Genomic DNA, 18128 nt, shown 5'->3' with positions numbered 1-18128 from the left:
TAAGGCAAGTTAGATGACCACCCATAAGTTTGAACATCCATTAAATGAGAAAACCCGCATTTACTTAAGAGTGGAATCACTTTTAAGGCAACTGCATGTGTCATCAACATTTTCAGATCCTCAACAGTACCAATTATTCTTTCGATCTTTATTTGATCTCCTTGAAATATTTGAACAAATTCAGCTTAAAAGTGAACTGGCTAAAGACATAGAAAAACAGCGTTTAACCTATAAAAGTTGGTTGAATGTCGATGGAGTCGATCAAGAAATGCTCCTATCGCTGTTAAACAATGTTGATCAAGTCCACCGTCAGCTAATGCTTGCCGAACGTTTCGGACAATCCTTAAAAGAAGACCGTTTTTTAAGCGCTATTCGCCAACGATTTAATTTGCCAGGTGGCTCCTGTTGTTTTGATTTGCCTGCACTACACTATTGGCTACATTTGCCTATTGAGAAAAAAATTCGAGACGCAAAATCTTGGACAGATAGCCTCCAAGCTTTATATGATGCTTTAAGCTTATGGCTAAAGCTGACTCGCGAGACAGGTCATTTCACCAATCAAATGGCACGAGCTGGTTTTTTCCAAAGTGATGCTGAAGAAGCCAATATTTTAAGGCTCTCCATTCCAATGCAATATGGAGCTTATCCAATGATTTCCGGGCATAAGAACCGTTTTGCAGTCAAATTCATGAGCTTTGAAACAGGTCAAGCTTGTACCAAAGACATTGAATTTGATTTAGCTATTTGCAGCTGATACCTATTTTTACCTTACTAAAGAACCACGATATATGTCTAAGAAGCTAACGATTGTAAAATGCCCACAATGCAGCACCGATGTGGAATGGGGAGAACAAAGCCCTCATCGACCATTTTGCAGTAAGCAATGTCAAATGATTGATTTTGGTGAGTGGGCTGATGAAGAAAACAGCATCGCAGGTGCCCCCGATATGTCTGACAGCGATGGTTGGTCAGAAGACCAATATTAATTGGTTACTATTGAACTATGAAAAGCAGGTATTTATACCTGCTTTTTTAATAGCTAACTAAAAATCAGCCCAAATTTCAGACACAAAAAAGCGGAGCCAAATGGCTCCGCTTTTATCGATAGAATGCAAAAAGAATTACTTCTTAGCAAGCTTCTCTTTAATACGAGCAGACTTACCAGAACGCTCACGTAGGTAGTACAGCTTGGCACGACGTACTGCACCGCGGCGTTTAACTTCAATGCTATCAACCATTGGAGAGTGAGTTTGGAACGTACGCTCAACACCTTCACCGTTCGAGATCTTACGAACTGTGAATGCAGAGTGAAGACCACGGTTACGAATAGCGATTACAACGCCTTCGAAAGCCTGTAGACGCTCACGGTCACCTTCTTTTACCTTAACCTGAACTACAACAGTGTCACCTGGTGCGAATTTAGGAAGGTCTGATTTTAGTTGCTCTTCTTCAAGAGCCTTGATGATGTTGCTCATTTGTATAAATTCCTAGAATAAACTGATACTAAATTTAATAGGTTACTGCTTGCTTTTCATTTTAGAGCGGTGCTCTCTAATGAATTCAGCCAGTAATTGTTCCTGTTCGTCAGTCAGAGCTAGGTTTTCCAGGAGTTCTGGTCTTCTTAGCCAAGTTCGGCCTAACGATTGTTTTAATCGCCAGCGACGAATGTCCTTATGGTTTCCAGACTTGAGTACCGAAGGTACTTCTTTATCGTCTAGCACCTCAGGGCGCGTATAGTGAGGGCAATCTAGCAAACCATTTGCAAAAGAATCTTCTTCTGCTGATGCGAAATCTCCAAGTACACCCGGTACAAACCGAGAGACTGAATCAATCAGCGTCATGGCTGGCAATTCACCACCCGTCATCACAAAATCTCCAATCGACCATTCTTCGTCGACCTCAGATTGAATGATGCGCTCATCTACCCCTTCGTAGCGACCACAAATAAGAAGTAAATTCTCGTTTGTTGCCAGCTCTTCCACACCTTTCTGGTCGAGTTTACGACCTTGAGGTGAAAGGTAGATAACTTTCGTCTTTCCCGGTGATGCTTGTTTGGCAGTTTGGATAGCATCGCGCAAAGGCTGAACCATCATTAACATGCCAGGACCACCACCGTAAGGTCTATCATCAACAGTGCGATGTTTATCATGAGTGAAATCGCGAGGATTCCATGTCTCAATAGATAAAAGACCTTTTTTTACCGCTTGACCCGTTACTCCAAAATCAGTAACTGAACGGAACATTTCAGGAAATAGGCTAATTACGCCAACCCACATGTGTTCTCTCGCTCTATGATTTTAAAGTTAGAATCCAGGATCCCAGTCAACTTCGATCCGTTGAGCTTCGCGATCAACTTTCTTGATCACTTGCTCTTCAAGGTACGGTACTAACCGTTCCTTTTGTCCGAAAGCATCTTTAAGATTTGCTTTGATTACTAGAACATCGTTTGAGCCAGTTTCTAGCATGTCTGTTACAACACCTAGATCGTAACCTTTAGTGGTTACTACTTGCATACCAAACAATTCACGCCAGTAGAATTCTTCTTCTGACAATTCAGGTAATGAAGCAGGGTCTATCGCGATTTCAAAATTAGTCAGGGCATGAGCATCCTCGCGGACCTCAAATCCTTCCAGCTTACACACCATACCTTTGTTATGGCGCTTCCAGCTTTCAACTTTAAACTCAACCCACTTTCCCTTTTGGTTTATATACCAAGGGGAGTAATCGAATATGCTTTCAGCATTGTCTGTGTAGGAAAAAACTTTGAGCCAACCACGAATGCCATAGGTAGCACCAAACTTGCCCATAACAATTTTTTCGTCTTGCTTGCTCATCGTTTCTTTACCCTTCATCGACATAAGCTAATTCTTCTACTTTAAAGTAAAAATTAAGCCGCTTTTTGAGCGTCTTTAACTAGCTTAGCTACGCGGTCAGATAGAGATGCGCCTTGACCAACCCAGTGGTTAACGCGATCTAGGTCTAGACGTAGACCTTCTTCTTGACCTTGAGCTGTAGGGTTAAAGAAACCTACTTTCTCGATGAAACGGCCAGTTGCAGCGTTACGGCTATCCGCAACTACGATTTGATAGAATGGACGCTTCTTAGCGCCGTGACGTGCCAAACGAATGGTTACCATGTCGTCCTCTTTGCTTTCTTAAAAAAATAATTAACCCCAATAACCATTTATCGCTAAATAGTCTGGGGTCTCGTGCCAAATTAAAGCCCCGGAATTTTACTCTTATTCCGGGGCAATGCAAGGGGTTTAGCTATTTTTTCACCAACACATTACCTGTACATTTATTGTGACGCAGATAACAGTCTGAAAATTAACGATGCAACTGGGATTATCGGCCGAACGGGTTAAAGCCACCGCCCATACCACCCATGCCACCACCACCCATCATGCCTTGCATATTACGCATCATGCCTTTCATTCCACCTTTCTGCATTTTCTTCATCATCTTCTGCATTTGAGTGAACTGTTTGAGCAAGCGGTTTACGTCCTGTACCTGAGTACCAGAACCAGCTGCAATACGCTTTTTACGTGAGCCTTTAATTAGCTCAGGGCGTTGGCGCTCTTTCATCGTCATGGAGTTGATGATTGCTTCCATTTGCTTGAACATCTTATCATCAACTTTGTCTTTTACGTTGTCTGGTAGCTGAGACATGCCTGGAAGTTTATCCATCATGCCCATCATACCGCCCATGTTTTGCATCTGACCTAGTTGCTCACGGAAATCTTCAAGGTCAAAACCTTTCTTCTCTTTGAACTTTTTAGCCAGCTTCTCTGCTTTTTCGGTATCAACGTTCTTTTGTAAGTCTTCGATTAAAGACAGAACGTCACCCATACCTAAGATACGAGATGCAACACGATCTGGGTGGAATGGTTCTAGTGCGTCAGTTTTCTCACCAACACCTAAGAATTTGATTGGCTTGCCTGTGATATGACGAACCGACAGAGCAGCACCACCGCGAGCGTCACCATCAACCTTAGTTAGGATCACACCCGTTAGCGGTAGCGCATCACCAAAAGCTTTTGCAGTGTTCGCTGCATCTTGACCTGTCATTGCATCAACAACAAACAGCGTCTCAACTGGGTTAATTGCTGTGTGAAGCTCTTGGATTTCACCCATCATTTCTTCATCGATGGCTAAGCGACCCGCGGTATCGACAAGCAGCACGTCGTAGAATTTCTTCTTCGCGTGGTCAATCGCTGCATTCGCAATATCGATAGGCTTTTGGTCTGCAGAAGAAGGGAAGAAATCAACCCCCACATCTGAAGCCAATGTTTCTAGCTGTTTGATCGCAGCAGGACGGTAAACGTCGGCAGACACAACCAAGACTTTCTTCTTGTCTCGCTCTGTGAGTAATTTAGATAATTTACCGACCGATGTGGTTTTACCCGCACCTTGCAAGCCGGCCATCAAAATAACAGCAGGAGGTTGAGCTGCTAAATCTAACGCTTCGTTAGATTCACCCATAACCGCTTCAAGTTCAGCTTGAACGATTTTAATGAACTCTTGGCCAGGAGTAAGAGATTTAGAAACCTCTACGCCAACAGCACCTTCTTTAACACGCTTAACGAAATCACGAACTACCGGTAAAGCAACGTCAGCTTCCAATAGAGCCATACGCACTTCACGTAGCGTTTCTTTAATATTGTCTTCGGTCAAACGACCTTTACCGCTGATATTTTTCAGCGTTTTGGATAGACGATCCGTCAAATTATCAAACATACTTTTCTCTTCGCTCAATCCTGCGACTATTAGGTTGAGTATACATTAGCGTGGATTAGAGTCATACCCGTTGTAGAGCCTTAATAATTCACGCTTGTGATGTGAGGCAATGTTCACTTGGAATTGAGTGAGGTTCACCGTAGCCCCAAGACGCGATGCAAGGTATAATTCATCAATTCAACAATCATTTAAATGGAAACCATGGACAGCCTCATTGCGATAGTTGCAGCCTTTCTCTATATAATGGCGATCTCCACAATCATTCCAGGCTTGGCTCACCAAACTGGAATTCGAGTGAAAACTGTATTTATAAGTGCAGCACTTGCTTTGGTTTTTCATGCATGGCTACTTAGTGATCTTATTGTCTACGACAACGGCCAGAACCTAAGTATCCTTAATGTGGCATCTCTGATTAGCTTCATTATTTCTTTGGTGATGAGTTTTGCGATGCTCAAAAATAGGCTTTGGTTCTTACTGCCTGTTATCTATAGTTTCGCAGCATTAAACCTCTCAGCAGCAGCATTCCTACCTAGCACTTTTATTCGCCATTTAGAAAACGACCCTAAGTTATTACTCCATATCTCATTAGCTCTGTTTTCTTACGCTACTCTAACGATTGGCGCCTTATACGCGCTTCAACTGGCTTGGCTGGATTACAAGCTCAAAAATAAAAAAGCACTCGCCTTAAACCCTAACTTTCCACCTTTAATGATGGTCGAAAGACAACTTTTCAAGATCATCCTGATTGGTAATGGCTTATTAACCGGTACCTTACTGACTGGCTTCATTTTCGTGCAAGACATGTTTGCTCAAGGTAAAGCGCATAAAGCCGTATTATCTTTCATTGCATGGGTTATCTACTCTGTCTTACTTTGGGGACATTACCAAAAAGGTTGGCGCGGGCAAAAAGTGACTTGGTTTGCGGTAGCAGGAGCAAGCTTACTAACACTTGCGTATTTTGGAAGCCGCTTTGTTCAAGAGATCATCTTGAGTTAGGTTCCACCTCTTCTGGCTGGGTGTAAGATTGCACCTTGCCTATAAAACATTGAATACGATATATTCAATTGACATCCAGACCAGATTCGGTCATTAATTAAGCAGACATCTCAATAGGAAAGCAATAGTTTGGACGACATATCAACGGGTATCTTATTTGCGCTACTCGCGTGTCTCATTATTATCTCAGGTTATTTCTCCGGTTCAGAAACAGGGATGATGTCTCTGAATCGTTACCGACTCAAACATCTAGCCAACACTGGGCATAAGGGTGCTCGTCGAGTAGAAAAACTACTCAACCGCCCTGATCGTTTAATAGGCCTTATTCTCATCGGTAACAACTTAGTTAATATTCTTGCTTCAGCAATTGCTACAATCCTCGGGATGCGAATCTACGGGGACATAGGTGTCGCGATTGCAACCGGAGCTTTGACTCTTGTCATCCTCGTTTTTGCCGAAGTTACGCCAAAAACCATCGCTTCATTGTTTCCAGAGCGAGTTTCGTACGCGAGTAGTATTCTGCTTACGATCCTAATGAAAATCCTATCGCCGTTAGTAATATTAGTTAACTTTATCACTAATGGTTTCATCAGGATTCTTGGCGTCAAAGCCGATCATAATGCGACGGACCACCTTAGCTCAGAGGAGCTTAGAACCGTAGTAAATGAAGCCGGTAATTTGATCCCTCAACGTCACCAAGATATGTTGGTTTCTATCCTTGATTTGGAGCACGTCACGGTCAATGACATCATGGTGCCGCGCAATGAGATCACAGGTATAGATATCAATGATGATTGGAAATCCATCGTTCGCCAGTTAACCCACTCTCCTCATGGTCGAATTGTTCTATACCGAGATCAAATCGACGAAGTCGTAGGGATGCTAAGGCTACGTGAAGCGTATCGACTGATGCTTGAGAAAAATGAGTTTAATAAAGAAACCCTACTCCGAGCAGCCGATGAAATTTATTTCATTCCTGAAGCTACGCCGCTGAATGTTCAGTTATTAAAGTTTCAGCGCAACAAGCAACGAATTGGACTAATTGTCGATGAATATGGCGATATCAATGGGTTGGTCACACTTGAAGATATTCTAGAAGAAATTGTCGGTGAGTTTACGACGTCTATTGCACCAAGCTTGTCAGAGGAAATTACTCCACAAAGTGATGGCAGTTTCTTGATCGAAGGGAGTGCCAATATTAGAGACATTAATAAAGGCCTACAATGGGATTTACCAACTGACGGCCCAAGGACTCTGAACGGGTTGATCTTAGAACACTTGGAAGACATTCCAGAAAGCCATTTAAGCGTCCAAGTCGCACAACACCCAATGGAAATTGTAGAGCTAGAAGAAAACAGAATTAAACTAGTCCGCGTTTTTCCACAGCTGGCTAAATAGCGCACCTTTCTTAATAAAAAAGCCTTGTTCATTGAACAAGGCTTTTTTGATTCACGAAGAACAAATTATGTTAGTCGATTTTTAGTTCTTGAAGCATCGACTCTGGCAAAGCTAGCTCATCATTTTTGTTCACAGAGATACCTGCTGCAATAATCGCTTTCGCAATCTCTTTTGCTTCTTCTAAGGAGTGCATCGCTGCAGTACCACATTGGTATTCATTTAGCTCTGGAATTTTATTCTGAGACTCAACTTTAAGTACATCTTCCATCGCTGCCAGCCAAGAATCCGCAACGATTTGCTCTGTTGGTGTTCCAATTAAGCTCATATAGAAACCAGTTCGGCATCCCATTGGTGAAATATCGATAATTTCAACCTCAGAGCCATTTAAATGGGCACGCATGAAGCCGGCATATAAATGCTCTAGAGTATGAATACCTTTTTCAGATAAAATATCTTTGTTCGGTGCTGTAAAACGTAAATCAAACACAGTAATAGTGTCACCTTTTGGCGTTTGCATTGTTTTCGCAACGCGAACAGCTGGTGCATTCATACGAGTGTGATCGACAGTAAAACTATCTAGTAATGGCATTGTTTCTCTCCATGACGAGCTAATCTAAAAAAACCAGCTTCGGTTATCTTCCAGTTCTTGTCGGCACTGTTTTAATTGCCAACCATAATCTTTTGCTTGTTGTTCAACTCTTCGTGCGACTTTTATTAAAGACGGCTTAGAATTATAACTCTTACGCTTATAGCCACCACGTCCTTCGTGATATGCCAAATATTGGTTATAAGGATCCCATTTCGAGATACCAAGTTGACGCTGTGTTTCACTAGTATACCAGCCGATAAACATTAGTGAATCATCAAAACTTGTTCGAGAGCCACCATGATTAGTTGCTTTCTGAAAATCTTCCCATGCAGGGTCTTGCGCTTGAGCATAGCCATAAGCACTACTCACTCGCCCCCAGGGAATAAACCCTAGCAGGTAATCTTTAGGTGGGCGGGCATCATGTCGAAAACTACTCTCTTGCTTAACAAATGCCATCGCCACATTTATCGGAGTGCCCCACTCCTCTTCCATATCTAAAGCGTCTTCAAACCAAGAAGGATGCTCTCGGAAAATACTGCAGATATTATCTTGTTTCTTTGGTGGCGTTGCGGCACAACCGGCTAGCAGTAATAACACACTGCTAGCACCAAATAATTTTAAGGAAGTATCAGGTATTCTACGCATTAAGGTAAGAGAAGTACTCGTCAAGAAAACGGTCAAATGTTTGCGATTCGGCGCTTTCGGCCTCAGTTTGAGCTTTGACGGAGCGTGCTACTTCTTCCTCCATCAATTGCTCAGAATACACCTGATATTGATGGTCTTTATGCTGTTTAGAGTATGTTTTTCCGAGTTCACACCCAACATGCCCCAATCCACCTAACTCTTTGGTTTTTGCTAAAAGCTGACCAGATATCGTTAGCTCTGGATCATCAATCCACGCTTCCAATGTTTCGCAAGTTTGCTGATACGCATTGCCACCTAGCTCAGCATCCATCATTTCAGCGATCAAACGTAGATCTTTGAATACGCGTTTCGCCCAGTCTTGCAGTGATAACCTTTCGCCATCGCAGCCAATTTTCAACTCTAACCCTGTTTGACGCCCTTCAAGAATGACCTTATTCCAGTTGTCGCGCCAACATTCAAGTTCGCAATTATCCATCTCAGCAGAGTCAGTAAGAACGCTCCACGTCAGGAATAAGTCTAGGAATCGAACTTGTTCTTCATTAATGCCTATAGCACTAAACGGGTTAACATCTAGAGAACGAACTTCAATATATTCCACTCCGCCGCGAGCCAAAGCTTCAGACGGTTTTTCACCATTTTTAGCGACGCGTTTCGGACGTATTGGAGCGTACAGCTCATTCTCGATTTGTAATACATTAGTATTCAACTGTCGGTATTCTTCACCAACCTTGACACCGATCTCAGCAAACTCGTTAGAAGGAGTGCGAATTGCAGTATTTAGCCCTTCTAAATACTGCTCTAGGCTATTAAAACCAATTTTCAACGAACTTTGTGCGCTATTGGTATAGCCCAAATCACTTAGTCGAAGCGAAGTCGCTTTCGGCAAATATAATGTTTTTCCAATGTTCTCAAAAGGAAGCTTTGTATCTCTTCCTTGAATAAAAGACGAACAAAGTGCCGGTGACGCACCAAAGAAATATGGGATAAGCCAACCAAAACGGTAATAGTTACGAATCAACCCAAAATAAGCTTCAGATTTGTACTCACTGCGTGTCGCTTCTTCTTGCTCACCATATAAAGAGTCCCAGAAAGACTCAGGAAAAGAAAAGTTAAAATGCACACCAGATATAATCTGCATTAAGCTACCATAGCGGCGCTTTAAACCTTCACGGTATAACGTTTTCATTTTACCGTTGTTTGAAGAGCCATATTGAGCAAGCTGAATATCATCTTCACTACCAACAAAACATGGCATGGACAGTGGCCATAACTTTTCGCCATCAAGTTTAGTCTGAGTAAAGTGGTGGATATCAGAAAGTTGATTCAATAACGTAGGAACGTCGTTTGAGACTGGAGTTATAAACTCTAGCAAAGACTCAGCAAAGTCCGTGGTAACCCATTCATTGGTTAACGCGGAACCAAGCGCTTTTGGGTGAGGGCTAGAGGCTAAGTGGCCATCCATCGTATAACGTAACGTTTCCCTCTCAACACCACGACCCAATTTTTTAAAAGTCGAAGGGTTGTTTGCAACTTGCTTAAGTCGCGCAGCAAAATCAGTCAAAATTCAGTTCACTTTTCTTATATTGTTCTGATCAGAACTATCATAAATTCGGTTATGGAGGAAAGCTTACGAGTAGCAATCGCCCCCTCCATTAATAAGTACTCTAACGGACGATTTCAACCTCTTCCATCGGAATATCTAATTTTTCTAATTGCGGACGAAGTGTTTTGGCATCACCCACTACGATTATTTGGTATTCATTTGGATCAAACCACTTCGCTGCAAGTTGATTTAATGTCTCTTTTTCGATTCGCTCAGTAATCTCATTTCTTTGCTGAAGATAATCTTCGTCTAGATCCAATGTGACAATATTACTCAGTAAGCTGGCCTTCTGAGAAGGTGTTTCATACTTCAGCGCATCCTGTTGGCCAACCGCTAAACGCATGAAATCCACTTCTTGGTCAGTCAAACCAGCTTGGCTAAATTCATTCAGTTCCGAAACAAACTCGTTTATCGACGGAATCGTTGCGTTAGCCCTAACCTGAGCTCCAAAAACAATCACTCCAACTTCACGGTTACTCGCGAAGTAGCCACTGGCACCGTAGGTATAGCCTTTATCTTCTCTTAGGTTCTGATTAATACGGCTATTAAAGTTGCCCGCTAAGTTAAAGTTCGCCAACTTACTCATATACAGCTCACCAGTGGCATCAAACGGCAAGCCCCTTCTCACTAGTCTAACAATACTTTGCGGAGCGTTTGGCTTATCAACCAAGTAGATTTTTTGCTCTTTTAAGTCCGTAATGCGCTCAGGACGCACGATAGGAGCTGCATCGCCTTGCCAGCTTTCAAAAAACTCGAGCTGTTTTTTAATACCACGCTTGCTGATATCCCCTACAACCACAACCTTCGCCCCTTCTGGAGTATAGTTTTGTTTGTAGAAGCGCTTTACATCATCCAGTGTAAGAGCTTGAAGAGAGGCTTTTGTACCATCATTCGAACGTCCAAAGATCGTCGTTCCAAAAATAATCTGCCTGGTTGCCTGTGATGCCATCCAACTTGGTTGTTGGTGCTGGTATATCACACCTTCAAGCATTTGATTCTTCACTCTCGCAAAATCTTCTTCAGAGAATTTAGGCTTCAACAATACTTCTTCCACTATCGTCAGTGTCTCAGCTAGATTTTTTTCTAGTGATGAAATAGCGATGTCCGTTGTGTAGCTGCCAGCATTGACACTAATTTGGCTACCTAGCTTATCTAATACTGCTTGTAGCTCTTCAACCGTTCTATCTGCTGAACCTTCTTCCATCATCGCAGCCGTGAGGTTAGCGAGCCCTTCTTGACCTTTGCTAACATAACGCTCTCCTGCAGGAAGTTGGATTTCGAGCTGAACGGTTGGGGTTTCATCACTTATGGTTCCGATGAGCTCCGCGCCATTTTGATAATGAATTCGGTATAAATCAGGCATCGATGCTTTAACCGCTTCATCTACCGGAGGCATCTGACTTCGGTCGAAATCATCGACCGCCTTACGCATGACCAGTTGTTCTTCGGTCACTTTCTCAAACTCAGGCAATGTTCGTGGTGGAGTTACAAAATTTGCCTCCCTTACCGCTAGCTCTAATTGACCATTAGGTACCACACTGAGAGTCACTTTATTTTTGCTCTTCACAAAACGCTGATATGCGTCCATCACCGATTCCGGTGTCACCGCACGAATTTGCTCTAACTGAGTTTCAATGCGATCTGGTTGGCCATAAAAGGTTTCATTCGACGCTAACTGCGACACCTTGCCTTTCACACTTTGAAGTGCAAATACTGCATCTGCTTCGGCCATACCGGTGATTTGATCTAAACGGCTTTGTGGGACTCCTAACTCTTCAAACTCGTCCATCACTTGCATCATTTCTTGATAGAGCGGAGTTAAGTCGCCTTTTTTCCCCGAATCTCCCATGGCGTAGACATACATAGTACAAGCGAGCTCTGCACAATCTTGGAATGCGCCAGCACTTACCGCCTTTTGAGTTTTGACTAAGCGTTGATACAGATAGCTATTGCTGCCAGAACCTAATACATCCGTTAATGCATTGACTGAGGCTTGAGACTCTTCACCGCGATAAGTCGTTGGCCAACCAATCAATACCATTGGCTGACGAATATTATCTTCTAACGTGACATAACGATCAGAGGTAACCACTGCTGGTTGCTTATCCGCATTTTCAACTTCAGGTCCTCTAGGGATAGAGCCAAAATACTTGCTGACCCACTCAAGCGTATCATCAACATCGATGTCACCACCGATCGTCAGTACCGCATTATTTGGGCCGTACCAGCGCAAGAAAAAGGCCTTTAAGTCATTCACATCAACGCGGTCCAGATCTTCCACGTAACCGATCGGTTGCCATGAATAAGGGTGGCCTTCCGGGTATAGAGCTTCACCCATTCGCTCCCACATTAAGCCGTAAGGGCGATTTTCATAGCTTTGCGCGCGCTCGTTTTTCACCGTATCACGCTGTACTTCAAACTTCTTCTGTGACACAGCATCGAGTAGAAAGCCCATTCGATCAGATTCTAGCCACAACATTTTTTCTAACTGATTTGATGGCACAGTTTCGAAGTAATTGGTGCGGTCACGATTGGTCGTGCCGTTTAACGTGCCACCAGCTTCAGTAATGATCTTAAAATGTTCCTGATCTCCAACATTTTCTGAACCTTGGAACATCATGTGTTCAAAAAAGTGAGCAAAGCCTGACTTACCAATTTCTTCTCGAGCAGAACCTACATGATAGGTAACATCAACATGAACTAGTGGGTCAGAGTCATCCGGAGACAAAATTACCGTCAGTCCGTTTTCAAGCTGATACTTTGAGTAAGGAATAACAACCTTTCCTGAAGTTGCTTCGACCTCTTCAACTAAAGTGACGCCTTCAGGAAGTGAAGAAAAGAAAGGAACAGAAACAGGGACGTTGTAAGAGCAGCCATATAAGGCGATAAGAGAAAACGTACCTAGTACAACCTTTTTCATAGGTTCTCCTTTAAAAAAAACCGAAATACAGTGCAGCTAATAAGCTATAGCGAAGCGCTTTACCGATAGTGATTAAAATGAGGCAAGGAACAAACTTCATTCGAAGCCATCCAGCAGCAAGGCAAAGAGGATCACCGATCACCGGCAACCAACTGAACAGCAAAGTCCAATAGCCGTATTTATTTAGCCATGCCATGGCTTTATGACCGTGTTTCTCAGATTGAGTTCGATTTGGGAGCCATAAACCTAGCCAGTAGTTAGTGAGACCGCCCAAGGTATTCCCAAGCGTAGCCACCACTATCACTGACATCACGGAAAACTGATTGAGGCTCAAAGTGGCAATCAAGCCAGCCTCTGAGCCTCCGGGTAAAAGAGTAGCGCTAAGGAAACCACTTATAAACAGCACCCATAGTGCTGAATCAGAAAACCAATACGCTATCGTTTCGAATAGTGTGTTAAACGACTCTAGCACTGCATATCAACCTTCTTGCATCTTAAGTAGTACCTTGCCTCGCGTGTGACCAGTTTCGATTTGAGTATGTGCGTCTTTCACTTCAGACATTGAAAAAACTTGTTGAATTTCAGTTTTCAAAATCCCAACACTCACCATATAGAGCATTGTATCGAGCTGGGCAGGGTTAGGCTCAACGAGCATTCCGCTCGCTTCAAAACCTAACAATTTCGCTTTTTCACAAATCAATTCAGCACTTAATGTTGGAACAGTAATTACGCGAGCTTCATCTTTTAGGCACTTAAGCGCATCTAGTGCGGTGTCTCCACCCACTAGATCAATCAAGACATCTACATCCGAGACTCGTTCAGACGCAGGAGCGAAGTGGTAGTTAATCGCATGAGCCCCTAACGTCGCCATATAATCAAGATTGTCTTCACTACAAGTTGTAAATACTTCCGCTTTCGCAGCAACAGCAATTTGTACGGCTAAATGCCCTACACCACCGGAACCTGCCAGAATAAGTACTCGTTCCCCTTCTTTTAAGCCAGATTTATTGATAGCTTGCGCGGCAGTTTGCCCCGCTAACGGCAGAGCTGCTGCCGCTTCGAGCATGACCGCATCAGGCACAGAGCTGAGCGCTGCTTCAGAAACACAAATATATTGGCTATAGCCTCCACCTTGCAATGGGAATCCAACGAACCCGGCAACATTTTCTCCCACAGAAAAACGTTCAGCCTCTTCTCCGCAACGAACGACTTGCCCCGATATGTCGTAACCAGGAACCCAAGGTAAGTTATCTTTGTTTTGCGCAGCAGCCCACCCAAGACCAGCACGAGTTTTGACATCAATAGGATTCACTCCGGAAAACGCGACTTTAACAAGAACTTCACCAACTTTAGGCTCCGGCATCTGGCTCGATTGAATTGCCAGCACACCGACATCTCCAAATTCTGTTATTGCTATTTGCTTATTTTCCATTTCAATAATTCCTTAATTGCCCCAAAAAGAAAGGGATGCGAAAGCATCCCTTTGACTATAAACCATTTTGTCTGAATAAGTTAACACGCGAATCGCAAATTAACGCTCAATTAACCTTGTGCTATCTCGGTCAAACACTCTGATTTACCGAATTATCCGACTAGCGCTAATAGAATACCGGCCGCAACTGCACTGCCTAGTACACCTGCTACGTTCGGTCCCATTGCGTGCATCAGCAAGAAGTTCTGAGGGTTTGCCTCAAGACCAACCTTATTCACAACACGAGCTGCCATCGGAACCGCTGATACACCAGCAGCACCAATCAGTGGGTTGATATCCTCTTTCGAGAAACGGTTTAACAGCTTCGCCATCAACACACCACCCGCAGTACCGATACTGAATGCCACCGCACCTAGACCCAAAATACCTAGCGTTTCAAGGTTCAGGAAAGTATCTGCTTGAAGCTTAGAACCTACACCTAAGCCAAGGAAGATAGTCACTACGTTGATCAGTTCGTTTTGCGCCGTTTTCGATAAACGGTCAACCACGCCCGCTTCACGCATTAAGTTACCTAAACAGAACATACCCACCAGTGGTGTTGCTGAAGGTAGGAACAAGATCGTCATCAGTAACACAGCAAGTGGGAAAAGGATTTTCTCACCTTTGCTTACGTGACGCAGCTGAGCCATCTTAATTTTTCGCTCTTCTGGAGACGTTAATGCCTTCATGATCGGCGGCTGAATGATAGGTACCAAAGCCATGTAGCTGTATGCTGCAACTGCAATCGCACCTAAAAGATCAGGAGAAAGCTTACTCGCTAAGAAGATCGCGGTTGGGCCATCTGCACCACCAATGATCGCGATAGAAGAAGCATCTGCCATCGTAAATTCCATACCTGGAATATAGTTCAGCAAGATCGCACCAAATAGTGTTGCGAAAATACCGAACTGAGCAGCTGCACCTAACCACAGCGTTTTAGGGTTAGCTATCAACGCACCGAAGTCCGTCATTGCACCAACACCCATAAAGATCAGCAGTGGGAAGATCCCCGTTTCAATACCAATGTAGTAAACGTAGTAAAGCAAACCGCCCGGATCGGTAAATCCGGCATTTGGAATGTTTGCTAATACGGCACCAAAACCAATTGGTAAAAGCAGCAAGGGTTCAAATCCTTTACGGATTGCCAAAAACAACAACAAGCAACCGACCAGCATCATACAAATCTGGCCGAACTCGAAGTTAGCAATCCCTGTTTCAGACCATAAGGTCATCAATCCTTCCATGGTACTCCCTTACGCTAAGCTTAGTAGTGGAGCGCCTACAGTAACTGCATCGCCTTCTTTAACATTCAGCTCTTGAACGATACCACCACGTGCAGCACGAACTTCCGTTTCCATCTTCATCGCTTCCAGGATAAGTAGAACATCACCTTCAGCCACTTCAGCGCCTGCCTGAACGTTCACTTTAAAGATGTTACCCGCAAGTGGAGCTGGAACCGCTTCAGCATCAGACGCCGCTACCTGCGCCGCTTGTACCGCTTGAGCTGGTTTTGCCGATGGCGCTACCGATGTCAATTGACCTTGTGGGCCTACTTCAACATCATAAACTTGGCCGTCAACCTTCACGCTGTAGCTCTCGATGCCACCAGATACAGGAGCTGGTGCTGCAGGAACCGCTGCTTCAGCCGTTGGAGCAGGTTCAAACGCTTCAGGGTTACGACGGTTCTTAAGGAACTTAAGGCCTACTTGTGGGAACAGTGCGTAAGTCAGTACGTCATCAACCGTATCTTCAGCTAGAGAGATGCCTTCTGCTTTCGCTTTTTCTAGCAAATCAGTCGTTAGCTCATCCATTTCAGACTTCAGTAGGTCAGCTGGGCGACAAGTGATCGCTTCCGCACCATCCAGTACCTTCGCTTGCAGTTCAGCGTCCACTTCAGCTGGAGCTTGACCGTATTCGCCTTTCAATAGACCTGCAGTTTCTTTGGTGATGCTCTTATAGCGCTCACCTGTAAGCACGTTAATAACCGCTTGAGTACCGACAATTTGAGAAGTTGGTGTAACCAAAGGAATGTAACCAAGCTCTTTACGTACGCGTGGGATCTCTTCAAGTACCTCATCCATACGATCAGCTGCACCTTGCTCTTTCAGTTGACCTTCCATGTTAGTCAACATGCCGCCAGGAACCTGAGCAATCAAGATGCGCGAATCGACGCCTTTTAGTTGACCTTCCCATTTTGCGTACTTTTTGCGTACTTCGCGGAAGTAAGAAGCGATTGGCTCAATCTGATCCAGCTTAAGATTAGTATCACGCTCTGTACCCTCTAGCATCGCCACAACCGTTTCTGTTGGTGTGTGTCCGTAAGTACAGCTCATTGAAGAGATAGCCGTATCTAGAATATCGATACCTGCTTCAACCGCTTTAACTGCTGTCGCTGTAGAAAGACCCGTTGTTGCGTGGCTATGCAGCGCTAAAGGAACATCACACGACGCTTTAATGCGTGTAATCAGCTCTTCTGCTTCATAAGGCTTTAATAAGCCAGACATATCTTTGATACATAGTGAATGACAACCTAGGTCCTCTAGGCGCTTAGCCAAATCAACCCAAGTATCAGAGTTGTGAACAGGGCTAGTTGTGTAAGACAAGGTACCTTGAGCGTGTCCGCCAACGTCAATCGTTGCTTTCACCGCTTTTTCAAAGTTACGTACGTCATTCATCGCATCAAATATACGGAATACGTCCATCCCATTTTTATGGGCACGTTCAACAAACTTTTCGACTACATCATCCGCGTAGTGACGGTAACCCAACAGGTTTTGACCACGCAGTAGCATCTGCATTGGTGTATTTGGCATCGCTTTTTTCAGCTCACGCAAGCGCTCCCATGGATCTTCTCCAAGAAAACGAATACACGAATCAAACGTCGCGCCGCCCCAAGTCTCTAGTGACCAATAACCGACTTTATCCAGTTCTGCCGCAATTGGCAGCATATCTTCGATACGCATACGAGTAGCAAATAGTGACTGGTGTGCGTCACGAAGTACCACGTCTGTGATAGCTAGTGGTTTAGACATGCTCATTAACTCCTTTTAATCCTTTCAAATGCTACTTAGCAGTAGACGCGCGATATTGATTTACCGCCGCCGAAATTGCTGCCACTACCTGTGGACTAACAGCAGAAGGGGTTGATTGTATTTTTTGATTTTTTTTAGGTGCTGCGATCGGCTCAGGTACTTCTTCTGGTACCAGTTTTGACATTAACCGAACGAGATAAACTAGAATAGTTAGGAATATAAAGACAACAGACATCCCCGTTAGCATCAGGGTTGCCGCATCTCCTAGCAGGCTTCCAATATTTTCCATTTTGCTTCCTTTCTTTGTCATCCTGACAATGTGTGCAGGATTTCAGCGAATTATGATCCCGACCCATGGATTATCTCGATTGGTAAAACTTTGTCAATTTTGTTTAAGGCTCAGCTATAGATAAAACACGTTTTAGGTTACTTTTTCGCCACTCAGATCACATAACTCTGTTAAATATACGTTTTATAGCCACATTAACTAGTCATAATTTGACGTTAGGAAAAGAATTAAATTGAGAATGGGATAAACAAACACAGAAAGTCAGGAGGGCTGTAAAATCAATAAGTTGCACAACATTACACTTAACAATTTTGTAACAAAAAAACCTACAGACATAAAAAAACCTCGCCGAAACGAGGTTTTCTTAATAAAAGTGGCGCGTCCTGGAGGATTCGAACCTCCGACCGCCTGGTTCGTAGCCAGGTACTCTATCCAGCTGAGCTAAGGAC

Annotated in this window: 18 protein-coding genes; 4 read left to right on the top strand and 14 right to left on the bottom strand. The window is 43.7% G+C overall.

The window, feature by feature from the left end; translation table 11 throughout:
• Positions 1–13 precede the first annotated feature (13 nt).
• A complete protein-coding gene (gene zapD / locus ACHUFI_RS07060; protein ID WP_394247633.1) occupies positions 14–754 on the top strand; it encodes a cell division protein ZapD in 741 nt (246 codons plus the stop codon).
• Positions 755–788: 34 nt separating this feature from the next.
• Positions 789–986: a DNA gyrase inhibitor YacG gene (gene yacG / locus ACHUFI_RS07055; RefSeq protein WP_137355396.1), complete on the top strand. Its 198-nt coding sequence runs from the start codon at positions 789–791 to the stop codon at positions 984–986.
• A gap of 135 nt (positions 987–1121) precedes the next feature.
• Here the strand turns inward: yacG and rplS are convergent, their stop codons facing one another.
• The 5 genes from rplS to ffh all read right to left on the bottom strand — a co-directional run bounded on the left by rplS (position 1122) and on the right by ffh (position 4736).
• Positions 1122–1475: a 50S ribosomal protein L19 gene (rplS, locus tag ACHUFI_RS07050; protein WP_032549758.1), complete on the bottom strand. Its 354-nt coding sequence runs from the start codon at positions 1473–1475 to the stop codon at positions 1122–1124.
• A 42-nt stretch (positions 1476–1517) separates the two neighbouring features.
• Complete coding sequence (gene trmD, locus ACHUFI_RS07045; RefSeq protein WP_394247632.1) at positions 1518–2276, bottom strand: tRNA (guanosine(37)-N1)-methyltransferase TrmD; 759 nt, start codon at positions 2274–2276, stop codon at positions 1518–1520.
• Between the two features lie 27 nt (positions 2277–2303).
• The gene (gene rimM / locus ACHUFI_RS07040) at positions 2304–2858 is read right to left on the bottom strand and encodes a ribosome maturation factor RimM (protein ID WP_394247631.1); all 555 of its coding nucleotides are present in this window, start codon (positions 2856–2858) and stop codon (positions 2304–2306) included.
• Positions 2859–2887: 29 nt separating this feature from the next.
• Entirely contained in the window at positions 2888–3136 is a 249-nt protein-coding gene (gene rpsP, locus ACHUFI_RS07035; protein WP_004410028.1) for a 30S ribosomal protein S16, read from the bottom strand.
• Between the two features lie 208 nt (positions 3137–3344).
• A complete protein-coding gene (gene ffh, locus ACHUFI_RS07030) occupies positions 3345–4736 on the bottom strand; it encodes a signal recognition particle protein (RefSeq protein ID WP_394247630.1) in 1392 nt (463 codons plus the stop codon).
• Positions 4737–4937: 201 nt separating this feature from the next.
• Between ffh and ACHUFI_RS07025 the strand changes: the two genes are divergently transcribed.
• Positions 4938–5732: a cytochrome C assembly family protein gene (locus ACHUFI_RS07025; protein ID WP_394247629.1), complete on the top strand. Its 795-nt coding sequence runs from the start codon at positions 4938–4940 to the stop codon at positions 5730–5732.
• A gap of 129 nt (positions 5733–5861) precedes the next feature.
• Positions 5862–7130 (top strand): HlyC/CorC family transporter, encoded by a 1269-nt coding sequence (locus ACHUFI_RS07020; RefSeq protein ID WP_394247628.1) that lies wholly within the window; start codon positions 5862–5864, stop codon positions 7128–7130.
• A 70-nt stretch (positions 7131–7200) separates the two neighbouring features.
• On the opposite strand, the gene luxS is transcribed toward ACHUFI_RS07020, so the two are convergent.
• The 9 genes from luxS to ACHUFI_RS06975 all read right to left on the bottom strand — a co-directional run bounded on the left by luxS (position 7201) and on the right by ACHUFI_RS06975 (position 17679).
• Positions 7201–7719 carry an S-ribosylhomocysteine lyase gene (gene luxS / locus ACHUFI_RS07015; RefSeq protein ID WP_394247627.1) on the bottom strand — a complete coding sequence of 173 codons (519 nt, stop codon included), beginning with the start codon at positions 7717–7719 and terminating at the stop codon, positions 7201–7203.
• Between the two features lie 24 nt (positions 7720–7743).
• Positions 7744–8364: a transglycosylase SLT domain-containing protein gene (locus ACHUFI_RS07010; protein ID WP_394248082.1), complete on the bottom strand. Its 621-nt coding sequence runs from the start codon at positions 8362–8364 to the stop codon at positions 7744–7746.
• Entirely contained in the window at positions 8357–9925 is a 1569-nt protein-coding gene (gene gshA, locus ACHUFI_RS07005; RefSeq protein WP_394247626.1) for a glutamate--cysteine ligase, read from the bottom strand. The genes ACHUFI_RS07010 and gshA overlap by 8 nt, the downstream gene beginning before the upstream one ends.
• A 103-nt stretch (positions 9926–10028) precedes the next feature.
• Entirely contained in the window at positions 10029–12887 is a 2859-nt protein-coding gene (locus ACHUFI_RS07000; protein WP_394247625.1) for a M16 family metallopeptidase, read from the bottom strand.
• 10 nt (positions 12888–12897) lie between these two features.
• Complete coding sequence (locus ACHUFI_RS06995) at positions 12898–13359, bottom strand: YqaA family protein (RefSeq protein ID WP_394247624.1); 462 nt, start codon at positions 13357–13359, stop codon at positions 12898–12900.
• A gap of 6 nt (positions 13360–13365) precedes the next feature.
• The gene (locus ACHUFI_RS06990) at positions 13366–14319 is read right to left on the bottom strand and encodes an NADP-dependent oxidoreductase (RefSeq protein ID WP_394247623.1); all 954 of its coding nucleotides are present in this window, start codon (positions 14317–14319) and stop codon (positions 13366–13368) included.
• A 152-nt stretch (positions 14320–14471) separates the two neighbouring features.
• Positions 14472–15602 (bottom strand): sodium ion-translocating decarboxylase subunit beta, encoded by a 1131-nt coding sequence (locus ACHUFI_RS06985; protein WP_004741882.1) that lies wholly within the window; start codon positions 15600–15602, stop codon positions 14472–14474.
• 9 nt (positions 15603–15611) lie between these two features.
• Positions 15612–17390: a sodium-extruding oxaloacetate decarboxylase subunit alpha gene (gene oadA / locus ACHUFI_RS06980; RefSeq protein ID WP_394247622.1), complete on the bottom strand. Its 1779-nt coding sequence runs from the start codon at positions 17388–17390 to the stop codon at positions 15612–15614.
• 31 nt (positions 17391–17421) lie between these two features.
• Positions 17422–17679 (bottom strand): oxaloacetate decarboxylase subunit gamma, encoded by a 258-nt coding sequence (locus tag ACHUFI_RS06975; RefSeq protein WP_394247621.1) that lies wholly within the window; start codon positions 17677–17679, stop codon positions 17422–17424.
• Positions 17680–18128: the final 449 nt, after the last annotated feature.

This window comes from Vibrio profundi (assembly GCF_043642225.1).
GTDB classification, from domain to species: domain Bacteria; phylum Pseudomonadota; class Gammaproteobacteria; order Enterobacterales; family Vibrionaceae; genus Vibrio; species Vibrio profundi_A.
The sequence above is the reverse complement of the archived record's forward strand: the minus strand, read 5'-3'. Positions and strand labels throughout refer to the sequence as shown.

Bases quoted from the DNA above. Each gene is read 5' to 3' on its own strand.
- rimM (WP_394247631.1), bottom strand. From the start codon at position 2,858: ATGTCGATGAAGGGTAAAGAAACGATGAGCAAGCAAGACGAAAAAATT.
- ACHUFI_RS07010 (WP_394248082.1), bottom strand. From the start codon at position 8,364: ATGCGTAGAATACCTGATACTTCCTTAAAATTATTTGGTGCTAGCAGT.
- yacG (WP_137355396.1), top strand. From the start codon at position 789: ATGTCTAAGAAGCTAACGATTGTAAAATGCCCACAATGCAGCACCGAT.
- oadA (WP_394247622.1), bottom strand. From the start codon at position 17,390: ATGTCTAAACCACTAGCTATCACAGACGTGGTACTTCGTGACGCACAC.
- zapD (WP_394247633.1), top strand. From the start codon at position 14: ATGACCACCCATAAGTTTGAACATCCATTAAATGAGAAAACCCGCATT.
- ACHUFI_RS06985 (WP_004741882.1), bottom strand. From the start codon at position 15,602: ATGGAAGGATTGATGACCTTATGGTCTGAAACAGGGATTGCTAACTTC.
- ACHUFI_RS06990 (WP_394247623.1), bottom strand. From the start codon at position 14,319: ATGGAAAATAAGCAAATAGCAATAACAGAATTTGGAGATGTCGGTGTG.
- rpsP (WP_004410028.1), bottom strand. From the start codon at position 3,136: ATGGTAACCATTCGTTTGGCACGTCACGGCGCTAAGAAGCGTCCATTC.
- luxS (WP_394247627.1), bottom strand. From the start codon at position 7,719: ATGCCATTACTAGATAGTTTTACTGTCGATCACACTCGTATGAATGCA.
- ACHUFI_RS06975 (WP_394247621.1), bottom strand. From the start codon at position 17,679: ATGGAAAATATTGGAAGCCTGCTAGGAGATGCGGCAACCCTGATGCTA.
- ACHUFI_RS07000 (WP_394247625.1), bottom strand. From the start codon at position 12,887: ATGAAAAAGGTTGTACTAGGTACGTTTTCTCTTATCGCCTTATATGGC.
- ffh (WP_394247630.1), bottom strand. From the start codon at position 4,736: ATGTTTGATAATTTGACGGATCGTCTATCCAAAACGCTGAAAAATATC.
- trmD (WP_394247632.1), bottom strand. From the start codon at position 2,276: ATGTGGGTTGGCGTAATTAGCCTATTTCCTGAAATGTTCCGTTCAGTT.
- rplS (WP_032549758.1), bottom strand. From the start codon at position 1,475: ATGAGCAACATCATCAAGGCTCTTGAAGAAGAGCAACTAAAATCAGAC.
- ACHUFI_RS07025 (WP_394247629.1), top strand. From the start codon at position 4,938: ATGGACAGCCTCATTGCGATAGTTGCAGCCTTTCTCTATATAATGGCG.